The following is a 14816-nucleotide window of genomic DNA, read 5'->3' as shown; positions in this document are numbered from 1 at the left end:
AATTATCTGATTTCAGGTAGTTGGAAATTGAGCCGCCGGGTTGCTGCGGGGGCTGGACCACGACCAATCCCTATGGCTTGATCGCCTGACGCAATCAGGGGAGATGAGCCGATGACGTGGGAAACTTGGGCCGCCTTTACCGCCGCTTCCGCCTTGCTGATGATCATCCCGGGGCCGACCATCCTGCTGGTCATTTCCTATGCACTCGGCCAGGGCTGGCGGGCCGCCTTGCCGATGGCAATCGGCGTGGCCTTGGGCGATTTCACGGCCATGACCCTCTCCATGCTGGGCCTGGGCGCCCTCCTCGCTACATCGGCCACGATCTTCACGATCCTGAAATGGATGGGTGCGGCCTACATGATCTGGCTCGGTATCAAGCTGTGGCGCGCCGGTGGCGCGCTCAACGCCAAGCCACGCAGCGACGGCGCTGGAATCTTCAAGATGCTGGGCCATGCCTGGATCGTCACTGCGCTCAATCCGAAGAGCATCATCTTCTTCGTGGCGTTCCTGCCACAATTCCTTGACCCCCATGCCGACTTCCTCACCCAGATGGCGGTTTTCGAAACCACCTTCCTGGTGCTTGCCTTCGCCAACGCGTTCGGGTTCGCACTCGTTGCGTCGCGGGCGCGGGCGGCAATCCGCAGTGAACGGCTGGTGGGAGCCGCCAACAAGGTGGGCGGATCGCTGCTCATCGGCGCAGGCATCCTGACCGCCACGACCCGCGCGACACAAAGCTAGCGGCGGGGCTGACGACAGGAAACGGGCGCTGACCCCAGACTAAAGTCGCCCGTGGCGCCAGATCAGGAATGATTGCGGCTGATCAAGGCTTTAGGTAGGTTGGCGAGGAGGCTAATCAAGAATCGCCAAAAAAGGCGAAATCTGCAGGCTTTCTGCACGGATTTGACATCAGGGGAGACGCGTCGCAATGCAGGCATTGCTGACCTTCAGCCGTATTGTCGATCGATTCAACGAATTGATCGGCCGGTTCGCCGCCTGGGCGGTATTGATCGCATGTGTAATTAGCGCCGCCAATGCTTCGAGCCGCTACATTTTCAGCGAGAGCTCCAACGCCTGGCTGGAGATCCAGTGGTACCTGTTCTCGGCCATTTTTCTCCTTGGCGCGCCCGTTACGCTGAAGCTCAACGAGCATGTCAGGGTCGACATCGTCTACATGTCGGTGGGTGAACGCGGCCGGTTGTGGATCGACATCATCGGCTTTACCTGCTTCATGCTGCCGGCGACGAGCATTCTTACTTACATGACCTGGGATTTCTTCGACCAATCCTGGATCCAGCAGGAAGTGTCGGCAAATGCCGGCGGCCTTATTCGTTGGCCGATCAAACTGATGATGCCGGTAGGCTTCGGCCTGCTGACGCTGCAAGGGCTCTCCGAACTCATCAAGCGGATCGCCACCCTGATCGGCACCATCCATATCGACACTCATTACGAACGGCCCCTGCAATGATCCCCTTAGACATCATGGCGCCGCTGATGTTCGGCGGCCTGATCGTGTTCATGCTGTTCGGCTTTCCGGTGGCGTTCTCGCTGGCGGCCGTCGGATTGTTCTTCGGCTTCATTGCCATCGAGCACGGCTATTTCGCCCCTATTTTCATGGAGAATCTGCCACTGCGGATCTACGGCATCATGTCGAACGATCTGCTGCTGGCAATTCCATTCTTCACTTTCATGGGCGCCATACTTGAGCGATGTGGACTAGCTGAGGATCTTCTCGAAGGGACAGGCCAATTGTTCGGCCCGGTCCCGGGCGGCCTTGCCTATGCCGTGATCATCGTTGGCGCGATCCTCGGCGCCATCACCGGCACAGTCGCGGCGTCGGTCATCGCCATGGGCATGATCTCGCTGCCCATCATGATGCGCTACGGCTATGACAAGCGGCTGGCGACCGGCGTCATTGCGGCATCGGGCACCATCACACAGCTCATTCCTCCGTCGCTTGTGCTGGTCATCCTCGCCGACCAGCTCGGCCGGTCGGTGGGCGACATGTACAAGGGCGCCATCGGCCCGTCGATCCTGCAGACGGTTCTGTTCCTGATCTTCATCTTCGTGGTCTCGATCGTGAAGCCCCACAAGATGCCGCCACTGCCCAAGGAGGCGCGCACCCTGTCCGGCTGGCCGCTGATCCGGCGCGTCGCCTGGGGCATGGTCCCATCGATCGCCCTCATCTTTCTGGTGCTGGGGACGATCTTCCTGGGACTGGCAACGCCGACCGAGGCCGGCGCCATGGGCGCCGTTGGCGCCATCTTTCTTGCTGCCTTGCACAAACGCCTCACCTGGCCACTGGTGCGGGAGGGCATGGAAACGACCATGCGCATTACCGCGATGGTCGTCTTCATCCTGATCGGCAGCAACGTCTTCAGCCTGGTCTTCCAAGGCGTCGATGGCGGCATCTGGATCGAGCATATGTTGACCGGCCTGCCCGGTGGGCCAATCGGCTTCCTGATCGTGGTCAACATCTTCGTATTCTTCCTGGCGTTCTTCCTCGACTTCTTCGAGATCGCCTTCATCATCGTGCCCTTGCTGGCACCGGTTGCAAGCTCACTCGGCATCGACCTCATCTGGTTCGGCGTCCTGCTGTGCGTCAACATGCAGACGTCGTTCATGCACCCGCCCTTCGGCTTCGCCTTGTTCTATCTGCGCAGCATTGCGCCCAAGGAAATCAAGACATCTGAAATCTATTGGGGCGCCCTGCCCTGGCTGGGCCTGCAATTGATGCTGGTCATCATCGTGATCCTGTGGCCGCAATCGGTGACCTATTGGCTGGACCCGGCCTTGACCGTCGACCCCAATTCGATCCAGATCGATGTGCCAAGTGTCGAAGAGCCGGACGGTTATGACAGCACCGATCCGATCGAAATTCCCGCACCGGCACAACAATAGACAAAAAAACACCGGCCTCGGGTTAAGGCCCGAGGCCGGTGGCTTTTGGATAAGCGGATCTAGGCCTTCTTCGATGACATGCGGAAGACGAAGTTGTCGAAATTATTCTCCGCCACGCGGAACCACAGATACTGGTCGTCGCGGAACGCCTTCCAACCCTCATAGACCTTCTTGAAGGCTGCGTTGCTGGCTGCCGTCTCGTCATAGAGCTTGAAGGAAGCGGTATAGGCCGCCTCCATCAAATCCTTGGGATAGGGCTTCAGCTTGGTACCGCTGGCGACGATGCGCTTCAATGCCTGCGGATTGAGCGAGTCATATTTGGCGAGCGTTTCGACATTGGCCCGCGCGGCTGCGGTCTCCAATATCGATTGATACGCCTTGGGCAGCCCATTCCATTTGTCGAGATTGACGTAAGCTGTGAGGACCGGACCACCTTCCCACCAGCCGGGATAGTAATAGTACGGCGCCACTTTATAGAAGCCGAGCTTCTCGTCATCATAGGGGCCGACCCATTCGGCCGCGTCGATCGTGCCTTTCTCGAGGGCCGGATAGATATCGCCGCCGGCGATCTGCTGCGGCACGGCACCGATCGCCGCCATGACCTTGCCAGCGATGCCGGCGATGCGCATTTTGACGCCCTGGACGTCTTCGAGGGACTTGATCTCCTTGCGCCACCAGCCGCCCATCTGCGCGCCGGTGTTGCCAGCCGGCATCGCATAGACGTTGTAGGTGTTGAAGAACTCCTGCATCGCCTGGCGGCCGCCACCGTAATAGAGCCAAGCATTCTGCTGACGCGCATTGAGACCGAAGGGCACCGCGGTATCAAAGGCAAAGGTTGGATCCTTGCCGACATAATAATAGCTGCAGGTATGCGCCATTTCGACGGTACCGGCCTGTGCCGCATCCAAGGCCTGCAGGCCGGGCACGAGTTCACCGGCAGCATGAACTTGAATCTGGAACTTCCCATCGGTCGCTTCGGCGACGTTCTTCGAGATAATTTCCGCAGCGCCATAGATCGTGTCGAGGCTCTTGGGGAAGCTCGACGTGAGGCGCCATTTGATCTCCGGCATGCTCTGCGCGATGGCAGGGGCCGCAATGGCGCTGGCAGCGACACCGATACCGCCGATGCCGGCACCCTTTAGGAATTTGCGACGAAGCATAAAATCCTCCCATGTTGATATTAATTGCCAGACCCCCGGAAAATCCCAGGAGGCAATCCCAGGGGAATCTTGGTCATTACATCAGATGTTTAACGGGCACTTTGCCGCGCCGCCGCAAGGGCACAAAAGATCGTTGCAGCCGCATGGCGCGCCACCCACCGCCAGAATGGGACGATTCCGGAACGCCATGCAAGTACTCCAAAAGGAGGGGTCCCGAACAGTCACAGGAAAGGCTTGATCGGTTGGGCGCAACAGCTATGAATCGTGGCTGCGGGACGAAAATCGGGGAAGATTCGATGGCTACGGTGACTGTTGCGGCAACTCAATTCGCCTGTTCGCCGAATTCCGCCCAGAATGTTGATCGGGCTGAGGCCTTGGTGCGTCAGGCGGCCAAGCGCGGCGCCCRCATCATCCAGCTGCAGGAATTGTTCGAGACACCCTATTTCTGCAAGGATCAATTGGCAGAATTGTTCGACTTGGCGCAACCGGCCGACGACCACCCGACCATCGCCCGCATGCAGGATCTGGCTCGCGAGCTGGAAGTTGTGCTTCCGGTCTCGTTCTTCGAGGCCGCCAACAATGCCTATTACAATTCCCTGGCCGTCATCGATGCTGATGGCGAGATGTTGGGAGTTTATCGTAAATCTCACATTCCCGATGGTGCCGGATACCAGGAGAAGTTCTACTTCAATCCTGGTGATACCGGCTTCAAGGTGTGGGATACGGCCTACGCGCGCATCGGCTGCGGCATTTGCTGGGATCAATGGTTCCCGGAATGTGCCCGCGCCATGGCCCTGATGGGCGCCGAACTGCTGCTCTACCCGACCGCCATCGGCAGCGAACCCAACGACCCCAATTTCAGCAGTGCCGACCACTGGCAGCGCGCCATGCAGGGCCACGCCGCCTGCAACATGGTACCGGTCGTCGCCTCGAATCGCATCGGCCGCGAAGACGGCCAGACCTGTTCGCTGACCTTTTACGGCAGATCGTTCATCGCCGGCGCCCGCGGCGAGATCATTGCCGAGGCAGGCGACGAGGAGGCGATCTTGACGGCGGATTTCGATTTCAACGCCCTGCGGCGCCAGCGCGCGGGCTGGGGCTTGTTCCGTGACCGCCGCCCCGACCTTTACACCGTCATGATGACACTCGATGGCCAGAATTGGAGCGAGTGATCACGCAGGTTTGTTGACAAGAAGGGCTGCGCAGGTGCGAAAATACGAGTCTGCGGCATTAACCTTTTGAACCCCGGCGTGAGTGCCACCGACTAAGCCCAAGATTTGATCCATATAATTTTAAGGAGGCCATGGTGCAAAAATCGAGATTGATTGGGATTGCGTTTATTTCCGCGCTGCTGCTGACGGCATGCGGCGAAGAGAAGAAAGAGGCTGAGACCCAACAGCAATCCACCAACACAACGGCGACCACGGAAGCCGCACCGGCCACCAACACGACGGCAACTGCGCCTGCCACGACCGAAGCAGCTGCACCCGCCGCTGCACCCGAGTCCGGCGGCAAGCTCAACGTCTATAACTGGTCGGATTACATCGCCGAAGACACCAAGGCCAATTTCGAAAAAGAGACCGGCATCGCCGTTCAGTACGATGTCTATGATTCGAACGAGATGCTGGAAGCCAAGCTGATGGCTGGCGGCACGGGTTACGACCTCGTACATCCGTCCGGTGCGTTCCTCGCGCGCCAGATCATTGCCGGCATCTATCAGCCGATCGATCCGTCCAAGATTCCCAATTACAAGAACCTCGATCCGAAGATCATGGAGATCCTGGCTGCCTTCGACCCCGGCAACAAATATGCGGTGCCATGGTTCTGGGGCACGACCGGCATCGGCTATAACGTGGCCGAAATCAAGAAGCGCATGCCGGATGCGCCGGTGAACAGCCTCGATATCATCTTCAAGCCGGAACTGGCGCAGAAGTTTGCCGATTGCGGCATCACCATGCTCGATGCGCCGCAGGAAGTGTTGCAGATTGCTCTCCATTATCTCGGCAAGGATCCCTACACCGCCAGCGCCGATGATTATGCTGCGGCCGAGAAGCTGCTGCTGGGCGTGCGGCCTTACATCAAATATTTCCACAGCTCGAGCTACATCAACGATATCGCCGCCGGCAGCATCTGCCTGACGCTCGGCTGGTCCGGCGATTTCAGCCTAGCCGCGGCCCGCGCCGAAGAAGCCAAGAACGGTATCGAGATCTCCTATTCCATCCCCAAGGAAGGCACGATGATCTGGATGGACACGATGGCCATCCCGGCCGACGCTGCCAATGTCGAGAACGCCTATAAGTGGATCAACTACAACCTCGATCCCAAGGTCGCCGCCGCCAATGCCAACTATGTCGCGTATGGCAGCCCGGTCGCAGCGGCGATGCCGATGATCGACAAGGCGCTGCTGGACGATCCCAACATCTATCCGCCGGAAGATGTGCGGGCGCGTTTGTTCCCGGACAAGATCGCAACGCCGGAAATCGAACGTTTGCGGACGCGTACCTGGACCAAGATCAAGACCGGTCAATAACCTCTCTGTCGCGTCAGCGCTGTCATGTGGTGTCCACAGGCCAGCGCCCATAAAATTGCGAAAACCTCGACCCCGCGGTCAAAACCGCGGGGTCGTTTGCTTTCATGACGGCGTCGCATTGTGCATTGCGTCGCCAGGGTTGACAGCAGATGCTCTGACGGGGTCAGATATGAGAAATAATCAATAAAGTATTAAACAGGGATATGTTCGCACACGTTAATGGCGCCAAGACCATGCAAATGCGAACGAATATGGTGTGACGAAGGGAGCGACAATGGGTACGAAACACGGGATTAGCCGACTCACGATTGTCGGCGCGGCCTTGCTGTTGGCTGGATCGATGGCTGCGGCAAAGGCACAGGATACGGGCGAGCCAAAAGAACTGAACGTCTACAATTGGTCGGACTACATCGGCGAAACGACCATTGCCGATTTCGAAAAAGAGACCGGCATCAAGGTGCAGTACGACACCTATACCGGCAATGAAGACCTTGAAGCCAAGCTCGTCACAGGCGGCACCGGCTACGATGTTGTCTTCCCCTCTTCTTCCTTCTTCGCCCGGCAGATCAAGATCGGGCTCTATCAGAAGCTCGACAAGAGCATGCTGACGAACATGAAGAACATGGACCCGAAGATCATGGGGATCCTGTCGCAGGATGCCGATCCTGGCAATCAATATGCCATCCCCTATATGTGGGGAACCAACGGCTTCTCCTACAATGTCGATATGCTGAAAGAGCGTATGCCCGACGCGCCACTCGACAGTTTGGCGATCATTTTTGATCCGGAAATCACCAAGAAATTTGCCGATTGCGGCATCACGTTCCTCGACTCGCCGGAAGATGTGCTCCCGCTGGCGCTTGCCTATCTTGGCAAGGATCCGACCTCGCAGAAGCCGGAAGACATCACGGCGGCGGCTGACGCAGTGATGAAAGTCCGGCCCTACATCCGCAACTTCGACTCCCAGCAATATCTGAACTCGCTGCCCAATGGCGAGAACTGCATTTCGATGAGCTGGTCGGGTGACTATGCGACGGCTTCGACCCGCGCTGCGGAAGCGGGCTTGAAGATCCATCTCGCCTATACGATCCCGAAAGAGGGTACCAACATCTGGTTCGACGGCATGCTGATTCCGGCTGACGCGCCGCATCCGAAGAACGCCAACCTGTTCCTCAATTACATGATGCGTCCCGAAGTGATCGCCGCGGCGACGAATTATACATACTACGCCAATGCCAATGTGCCGGCGAAGGAGTTCGTCAATAAGGAGATCCTGGAGGATCCGGCGATCTATCCGACCGAAGAAGTCCTCAAACGCGGCTTCCCCTCGGTCGTGAGATCGCAAGAGCTCAGCCGGGTCGTTACGCGCGAATGGACCCGCATCAAGACGGGTCAATGATATAGACGGCGGCGCCGCACATCGCAGCGCCGCCGTTCTCTTAACTACTGATCACATAAATGACATCCCGGGACCGGCATCCTTCCATCGATCCAGACCGGACCAGTATAAGCAGGAAGCATCATGGCGGCTGAAAGAGCTAAAGCGGAATCGACCACGCAAATCTGGAACGACCCGAATGCGGTTCCCTATATCCGCATCGAGAACGTGACCAAGAAGTTCGGTGATTTCGTTGCGGTCAACAATGTCTCGGCCAACATCTATCGCGGTGAACTGTTCGCTTTGCTGGGCGGTTCCGGCTGCGGCAAGACGACCTTGCTGCGCATGCTGGCTGGCTTCGAACAGCCGACCTCGGGCAAGATCTATATCGACGGCGTCGACATGGCCGACATTCCGCCCTATGAGCGGCCGACCAACATGATGTTCCAGTCATATGCCCTGTTCCCTCACATGACGGTCGAACAGAACGTGTCGTTCGGCTTGAAGCAGGACAAGACGCCGCCCGACCAGATCAAGGCCCGGGTGGGTGCCATTCTCGACATGGTGCAGATGCGCCAGTTTGCGCACCGGAAGCCGCATCAGCTGTCCGGCGGCCAGCGGCAGCGCGTGGCGCTGGCACGCTCGCTGGTGAAGGAACCCAAACTGCTGCTGCTCGACGAGCCCTTGGGCGCACTCGACAAGAAACTGCGCGAAGCGACGCAGTTCGAAATCATGAACATCCAGGATCGTCTCGGCATCACCTTCATCGTCGTGACCCATGACCAGGAAGAGGCCATGACCCTCTCGACGCGCATCGGCGTCATGAACAATGGCCAGATCGTGCAGGTCGGCACGCCCAAGGAAATCTACGAATACCCGAACACGAAGTTCGTCGCCGACTTCATCGGTTCGGTCAACCTGTTCGAAGGACATATCGAGGAAGACGAGCCGGACCATGTCCTCATCAATTCGGCGGAGGCCGGCACGGAGGTCTATATCGACCACGGCATTTCGGCAGCTCCCGGCGCCAAGGTCTGGGTCGCGATCCGCCCAGAGAAAATGGATGTCACCAAGGCGCGGCCCGAAGGCAATGGCCGGAACTCGTCACCGGGCGTCGTCAAGGGCATTGCCTATATGGGCAACCTGTCGGTCTATCTGATCAAGCTCGACAGCGGCAAGGAAGTCAAAGTCACGATGTCGAACCAGCGGCGCGCGGCCGAGCATGCCGTCGATTGGGACGACCGGGTGTTCGTGACCTGGCACGCCAACAGCCCCGTCGCGTTGTTGGGCTGAGGCGGCATCATGGCATCGGAAATTCCGCAAACCTCCCTGCCGCTCGGCCGGCAGATTCACCACATTCTCAACGTGCTTGGTGTCAAGCAGCGAACGGCCGTCATCCTGGTTCCGTATCTATGGCTGTTCATCTTCTTCGTCGTGCCCTGCGTCATCATCCTCAAGATCAGCTTCGCACAGACGCTCATTGCGCAGCCGCCTTATACGCCGATGTTCGGGCCGGACAGCGTGCCGCACGAACAGCTGATGGACAATTTCAAACGGCTGTTTGGCGACCTCTTGTACATCAAGGCGTATGGCAATTCGCTACAGCTCGCTGCCATCTCAACGGTCTTCTGCCTGCTGATCGGCTATCCGATGGCCTACGGCATCGCGCGCTGTTCGCCTTCGACCCGCAGCCTGCTGCTGCTGGCCATCATCCTACCATTCTGGACCTCATTCCTCATCCGCGTCTATGCCTGGATGGGCATCCTCGGCAAGGAAGGCGTCCTCAACGACACGTTGCTGGCGCTCCACCTCATCGACGCACCGCTGCAGATCCTCTATACGCCGGTCGCGATGTATATCGGCATCGTCTATACTTATCTGCCGTTCATGATCCTGCCGCTCTATGCCAATCTCGAGAAGATGGATCTGTCGTTGCTCGAAGCAGCCCAGGATCTCGGCTGCCGGCCATTGAAGGCCTTCTGCGTCATTACCATTCCGCTCTCCCTGCCCGGCATTATTGCCGGGGCGCTGCTGGTGTTCATCCCGGCCGTCGGTGAATATGTCATCCCGGAACTGCTGGGTGGTCCCAATTCGCTGATGATCGGCAAGGTCGTCTATGACGAATTCGCCCAGAACCGCGATTGGCCGATGGCATCCGCCGTCGCGGTGGCCATCCTCCTGCTCCTGGTCATTCCGATCATGCTGTTCCAGTACTTCCAGAACAAATCCCAGGAGGCGCCGAAATGAACAACCGCCTCAACTGGTTCATCCTGCTGGTCCTGTGCCTCGGCTTTGCCTTTCTCTATGGGCCGATGTTCGTTCTGGTGACCTATTCCTTCAACGCCAACAAACTGATGACATTGTGGGGCGGCTTCTCGACCCGCTGGTATCCGGTGTTGCTGAGCGATTCCGCCGTGCTCACCGCCGCCAAGAACAGCTTCATGATCGCCGCCATCAGCGCCACCTGTGCCACGGTGCTTGGTACCATGGCCGGCTATGTGCTGGCACGTTATCGCAAGTTCCGCGGCCGGGTCGGTTTCAGCGGCATGGTGACGGCACCGCTGGTCATGCCGGAAGTCATCACCGGTCTCTCCTTGCTGTTGCTGTTCAAGGCGATGGGCGATGTGTTCGGTTGGCCCCGAAGCATGGGTTTTCCCACCGTCATCCTCGCGCACATTACCTTTTGCATGTCCTATGTCACGGTCGTGATGCAATCGCGCTTTTCGGTATTCGACATGTCGCTTGAGGAGGCGGCGCTCGATCTCGGCGCCAAGCCCTTGAAGACCTTCATGGTCATCACGCTGCCGATCGTGGCGCCCGCCGTCGTTTCCGGGTGGCTGCTCGCCTTCACCATCTCGCTGGATGATCTGGTGATCACCCTCTACAATAATGGCCCGGGTTCCGGCACTCTGCCGCAGCTGATCTTCTCCAAGGTGAGGCGTGGCGTCGATCCAACCATCAACGCCTTGGCAACGCTCATCATTGCGGTGGTTGCGACCGGCGTCATCACCTCGCATATCATCATGACGCGGAGCGAGAAGCGGCGGCAGCGCGACATCCAGGTCGCCCTGCAAGCCAACCAATAGTCGCCAAAAAACGAAAACGGCGCCGCTTCATGGGAGCGGCGCCGTTTCTGTCGGAAGATCAGATCAACCGGCGATGCGTTTGGCTGCCTTGCGCTGCTCACGCAGCATTTCGAGGCAGGTCGCGGCCGGCAGGGGCTTGCCATAGCGCCAACCCTGGCCGAATTCGCAACCGCGTTCTTTGAGGAGTTTCTCTTCTTCCTCATGCTCGATGCCTTCGGCAACGACCTTGAGGTCAAAGAGACGTGCCAGTTGCAGAATGGCTTCCACCATCTTGACGCCACTGGCATCGACGGTCATCGCGGTCACGAACGACCGGTCGACCTTGAGGACATCGACAGGCAGGCGGCGCAGCAGGCTCAAAGACGAATAGCCGGTGCCGAAATCGTCGAGCGACAGGCCGACGCCGATTTCCTTCAGCCGCTTCAGCAGCTTCATGGTGAGTTCGAAGTCGCGCATCACGGCGCTTTCGGTGATCTCGAGCTTCAAATGCGAGGGCGCCAACCGGTTCTGCCTTAGCGCCTGGCGTACGATCTCCGGCAAGGCGGGACCGTCCAATTGCCGCGACGACACGTTGACGCTGATAAAGAGGTCGGAATTCCCTTCCTGGTCCAGCCATTCGCGACCCTGGCGGCAGGCTTCCTGCACCACCCAGGTGCCGATTGGCACGATAAGGCCGGTTTCCTCGGCAATCGGGATGAAATCCATCGGTGAGATCATGCCGCGCTGCGGGTGTTGCCAGCGGACCAGTGCTTCGAATCCGGCAAGACGCCCGGAATTGAGATCGACGATCGGCTGGTAGAGCAGCAGCAACTCTCCCCGTTTCAACGCGAGATGCAGTTCCGCCTCGATACGCAGTCGGTCGCGGGCCCGGCGCTGCATGTCGGGATCGAACACAACTTCCTGCCCGCCACCCTCGGCGCGCGCCTTGTTGAGGGCCGCCGTCGCATCGCGGATCAGGTCCTCAGCACTTTGGTGATGGGCCTGGGCCTGGGCCATGCCGATGGAAAGGCTCAAGAGCACGCTTTCGTCACCCAGCGTGATAGGCTCTTCGGCAGCGGCACGGACACGATGAGAAACGCGCACCAGATCGGTATCGTCGCGCATGACGTCGAGCAGGATGCACATCGTGTTCTCACCCATGATGGTGAGCGTATCTGTGGTGCGCAGGGTGCCGACCAGGCGTTGCGAGACGACTTTCTGCACGGCATCGCAGAAGACCTGGCCATAGGCTTCGCGCATGGTCTCGTACCGGTCGATCTGCAGCAGGATGATGCCGAAATTGGCCGAAGTCTTACGCCGGTTCTTGACGATCGTTTGATTGAGGCGATCATAAAGCACGATGCGGTTCGGCAAGCCGGTCATCGCATCGGTCAGCTTGCGCTCGCTGATATCGGTGAGCGAGCCGGCAATGCGGAATGCCTTGCCGGTGGCGTTGCGCTGCCCGGTGCCGCGCACGAGGAACCAGCGATAGGTCTGGTTCCTATGCAGCATGCGGCATTCCATCTGCAGCGATAGCGTGATGCCTTCCAGATGGTTGCGCAGCTCAACTTGGAACTGGTCGACATCGTCCGGATGAATGATCGCAAGCCATTCATCGAGGCGCTTGAAACCTTCCTCGACGCTGCGCCCCAGCAGTTCGGCGCAGCGGGCCGACATGAAGAGGACATCATCCGTCAGCGTCAGGTCCCAGATACCGTCGCTGGAACCGGCAACGGCAAGTGCGAAGCGTTCCCGTTCGATCCGGCTGGCAGCGATGGCACGCGAGCGCGACAACTGACTGCGTACCCGCGCCAGCAATTCGGCCTGATGGATCGGCACGGTCAGGAAATCGTCCGCACCGCAGGATAGGCAGTGTTCAACCAGTTCTTCGGCGCCTTCGTCGACCAAAAATACGATCGGCAATTGATCAGATGCGTGCTGTTGGCGAACGCTGCGGATGAAGTCGCCATCTTTTTGCGAATCGCGCACGCGCATCAGGAGCAAATCGGCCGGCGGCTCTACACTCTTATCCGTGGCAATCTCGTCGCGCGATACGGCGCGGTCGACGTCATAGCGCGCCTTCGCAAACGCTTCGCGCACGACGACGCTTTCAGCTTCGTCATCGAGCAAACAAAGGATGTGGCCGTCACGCATCGTGCCACCCGATCTCAACCCGGTCGTCGCCAGCGCCCGAGCGTTGAGGGTTAGATTGCCCAGGAGCAACCAGCATGGCTGCTCCGGCCAATCGAGGAAATGGTTATCGTTACCTAGAGGGAATTGATTAAGGATACCTTACCACCGACCTAGGGTCCTGAAATAGTGGCAAAATTTCGGGCATGCCCGGTTCATGGCGACCGTGACTCGGCTTGCCAGCCCTTGGACGCCCTGCCTATATTGCCGCGCCCATCGCATCGCAGCAGTATGACAGACATAGCCGCCACATCCCCGTACGCCACACATCGCCGCATTCTCCTCCTGGCGATTCCGGCGATGCTGGCCAATTTCACGGCCGTTTTGCCCAATCTGGTCGATACCGCCCTGGTCGGGCAGACCGGGGACGCGGTCGCGCTGGGTGGCATTTCCGTGGGTGCGTCGCTGGCAACTTTCGTGCTTTGGGCCTTTGCCTTCCTGCGGTTGGGGACCGCCGGCTTCACTGCGCAGGCTTTCGGCGCCGAGGATGGCGACGAGATCAAAGCCACCCTCAACCGGGGCCTGGCCCTGGCCTGGACCTTCGGCTTTGTCATACTGCTGGTGATGGTGCCGATCGCGTTCGTGGCGGTACCGCTGTTCGGATCGAGTGAAGCCGTAGCTGACCTTGCGGCACGATACTTTCACTATCGCCTGTTCAGCGCCCCATTCGACCTGACCAATTACGTCATTCTCGGCTGGCTCCTGGGATTGCAACGAGTCGGCAAGGCGCTGGCCCTTCAGATGCTGCTCAACGGCCTCAACATTGTCTTGTGCTACGTTTTGGTCTTCCAGTTTCATTTTGGCGTCGATGGTGCCGCCATTGCGACCGCCCTGTCGCAGGCGATAACGGCCGTTGCCGGTCTGGTCGTTGCACGGCGGCTGCTGCGCATCGTTCCGTTGAGCGACGAGGCCGGCAGCCTTATCGATCTCGACAAAATGTTCGTGTTGGTGTCAGTCAATTTCGACATTTTCCTGCGTACGCTGGCGATCATGTTTGTCCTGGTCTATTTCGTTGGTCTAGGCGCGCGCATGGGGGATGCCATGCTGGCGGCAAACCAGGTTCTGTTCACTTTGCTGGCTGTCATCGCCCAGACGCTTGATGGTTTCGCTCAATCTGCCGAAACCTTGACCGGCCAAGCTGTCGGTGCTCGCGATCGCCGGCAATTGTGGACGGCCGTCTGGGGCAGCTTGGCATGGGCACTCCTCACGGCCTTGGCACTCTCGGCCTTGCTCTATCAATATGGTCCCACCATCGTCGGCTATTTTTCCAGCGACCCCAACGTCATCGAACAGGCCCTGCCCTATCTGCCCTGGCTGGTCGCGACGCCCTTGGTAGCCTTCTGGTGCTATATCCTCGATGGTGTTTTCATTGGCGCCACCCGCGGCCGCGAAATGCGCAATGGCATGGTCCTGGCTGCCTTGGGCGCCATCATCGCGCAATATTTCCTCATTCCGGCCTTCGGCAATCACGGGCTGTGGGCATCTTTGATGCTGTTCTTCGTGCTGCGGGCGGTGCCGCTTTACCTGTGGTATCCCAGGATACCTAGGGCATTGGCACATTGAGGGGCCCTATGGCACATTTTCCTGACGATCTG

At 59.0% G+C, this 14816-nt stretch carries 12 protein-coding genes; 10 read left to right on the top strand and 2 right to left on the bottom strand.

Annotated features, from left to right (window positions below):
- Window positions 1-111 precede the first annotated feature (111 nt).
- The 3 genes from AC1DWZ_RS13705 (at window position 112) to AC1DWZ_RS13695 (ending at window position 2898) form a co-directional block, all read left to right on the top strand.
- Complete coding sequence (locus AC1DWZ_RS13705) at window positions 112-738, top strand: LysE family translocator (protein WP_477169458.1); 627 nt, start codon at window positions 112-114, stop codon at window positions 736-738.
- A gap of 187 nt (window positions 739-925) precedes the next feature.
- Window positions 926-1465 (top strand): TRAP transporter small permease subunit, encoded by a 540-nt coding sequence (locus AC1DWZ_RS13700; protein WP_477169457.1) that lies wholly within the window; start codon window positions 926-928, stop codon window positions 1463-1465.
- Window positions 1462-2898 (top strand): TRAP transporter large permease, encoded by a 1437-nt coding sequence (locus tag AC1DWZ_RS13695; protein WP_477169456.1) that lies wholly within the window; start codon window positions 1462-1464, stop codon window positions 2896-2898. The genes AC1DWZ_RS13700 and AC1DWZ_RS13695 overlap by 4 nt, the downstream gene beginning before the upstream one ends.
- A 59-nt stretch (window positions 2899-2957) precedes the next feature.
- Here the strand turns inward: AC1DWZ_RS13695 and AC1DWZ_RS13690 are convergent, their stop codons facing one another.
- A complete protein-coding gene (locus AC1DWZ_RS13690) occupies window positions 2958-4058 on the bottom strand; it encodes a TRAP transporter substrate-binding protein (RefSeq protein WP_477169455.1) in 1101 nt (366 codons plus the stop codon).
- A gap of 296 nt (window positions 4059-4354) precedes the next feature.
- Here AC1DWZ_RS13690 and aguB point away from each other — a divergent pair, with 296 nt between their 5' ends.
- The 6 genes from aguB to AC1DWZ_RS13660 all read left to right on the top strand — a co-directional run bounded on the left by aguB (window position 4355) and on the right by AC1DWZ_RS13660 (window position 11052).
- Entirely contained in the window at window positions 4355-5230 is an 876-nt protein-coding gene (gene aguB / locus AC1DWZ_RS13685; protein ID WP_477169454.1) for an N-carbamoylputrescine amidase, read from the top strand.
- A 131-nt stretch (window positions 5231-5361) separates the two neighbouring features.
- Window positions 5362-6588 (top strand): polyamine ABC transporter substrate-binding protein, encoded by a 1227-nt coding sequence (locus tag AC1DWZ_RS13680; RefSeq protein WP_477169453.1) that lies wholly within the window; start codon window positions 5362-5364, stop codon window positions 6586-6588.
- Between the two features lie 274 nt (window positions 6589-6862).
- Window positions 6863-7987: a polyamine ABC transporter substrate-binding protein gene (locus AC1DWZ_RS13675; RefSeq protein ID WP_477169452.1), complete on the top strand. Its 1125-nt coding sequence runs from the start codon at window positions 6863-6865 to the stop codon at window positions 7985-7987.
- 123 nt (window positions 7988-8110) lie between these two features.
- Window positions 8111-9259: an ABC transporter ATP-binding protein gene (locus AC1DWZ_RS13670; protein WP_477169451.1), complete on the top strand. Its 1149-nt coding sequence runs from the start codon at window positions 8111-8113 to the stop codon at window positions 9257-9259.
- A gap of 9 nt (window positions 9260-9268) precedes the next feature.
- A complete protein-coding gene (locus AC1DWZ_RS13665) occupies window positions 9269-10213 on the top strand; it encodes an ABC transporter permease subunit (RefSeq protein WP_477169450.1) in 945 nt (314 codons plus the stop codon).
- On the top strand, window positions 10210-11052 hold the full coding sequence (locus tag AC1DWZ_RS13660) for an ABC transporter permease subunit (protein ID WP_477169449.1): 843 nt from the start codon (window positions 10210-10212) through the stop codon (window positions 11050-11052). Before AC1DWZ_RS13665 ends, AC1DWZ_RS13660 begins: the two co-directional genes overlap by 4 nt.
- Window positions 11053-11115: 63 nt before the next feature.
- Here the strand turns inward: AC1DWZ_RS13660 and AC1DWZ_RS13655 are convergent, their stop codons facing one another.
- Window positions 11116-13185 carry a putative bifunctional diguanylate cyclase/phosphodiesterase gene (locus AC1DWZ_RS13655; protein WP_477169448.1) on the bottom strand — a complete coding sequence of 690 codons (2070 nt, stop codon included), beginning with the start codon at window positions 13183-13185 and terminating at the stop codon, window positions 11116-11118.
- 267 nt (window positions 13186-13452) lie between these two features.
- On the opposite strand from AC1DWZ_RS13655, the gene AC1DWZ_RS13650 reads away from it, so the two are divergent.
- Window positions 13453-14784: an MATE family efflux transporter gene (locus AC1DWZ_RS13650; RefSeq protein WP_477169447.1), complete on the top strand. Its 1332-nt coding sequence runs from the start codon at window positions 13453-13455 to the stop codon at window positions 14782-14784.
- The last annotated feature ends 32 nt before the right edge of the window (window positions 14785-14816 follow it).

This window comes from Dongia sp. P2_B8, from assembly GCF_056404715.1.
This window is presented reverse-complemented; position numbering and strand designations above follow the sequence as displayed.

What these genes read in the sequence shown, in the direction of transcription:
- AC1DWZ_RS13670 (WP_477169451.1), top strand. Translation starts at nt 8,111, where the DNA reads ATGGCGGCTGAAAGAGCTAAAGCGGAATCGACCACGCAAATCTGGAAC.
- AC1DWZ_RS13690 (WP_477169455.1), bottom strand. Translation starts at nt 4,058, where the DNA reads ATGCTTCGTCGCAAATTCCTAAAGGGTGCCGGCATCGGCGGTATCGGT.
- AC1DWZ_RS13700 (WP_477169457.1), top strand. Translation starts at nt 926, where the DNA reads ATGCAGGCATTGCTGACCTTCAGCCGTATTGTCGATCGATTCAACGAA.
- AC1DWZ_RS13655 (WP_477169448.1), bottom strand. Translation starts at nt 13,185, where the DNA reads ATGCGTGACGGCCACATCCTTTGTTTGCTCGATGACGAAGCTGAAAGC.
- AC1DWZ_RS13680 (WP_477169453.1), top strand. Translation starts at nt 5,362, where the DNA reads ATGGTGCAAAAATCGAGATTGATTGGGATTGCGTTTATTTCCGCGCTG.
- AC1DWZ_RS13675 (WP_477169452.1), top strand. Translation starts at nt 6,863, where the DNA reads ATGGGTACGAAACACGGGATTAGCCGACTCACGATTGTCGGCGCGGCC.
- AC1DWZ_RS13660 (WP_477169449.1), top strand. Translation starts at nt 10,210, where the DNA reads ATGAACAACCGCCTCAACTGGTTCATCCTGCTGGTCCTGTGCCTCGGC.
- AC1DWZ_RS13695 (WP_477169456.1), top strand. Translation starts at nt 1,462, where the DNA reads ATGATCCCCTTAGACATCATGGCGCCGCTGATGTTCGGCGGCCTGATC.
- AC1DWZ_RS13705 (WP_477169458.1), top strand. Translation starts at nt 112, where the DNA reads ATGACGTGGGAAACTTGGGCCGCCTTTACCGCCGCTTCCGCCTTGCTG.
- AC1DWZ_RS13665 (WP_477169450.1), top strand. Translation starts at nt 9,269, where the DNA reads ATGGCATCGGAAATTCCGCAAACCTCCCTGCCGCTCGGCCGGCAGATT.
- AC1DWZ_RS13650 (WP_477169447.1), top strand. Translation starts at nt 13,453, where the DNA reads ATGACAGACATAGCCGCCACATCCCCGTACGCCACACATCGCCGCATT.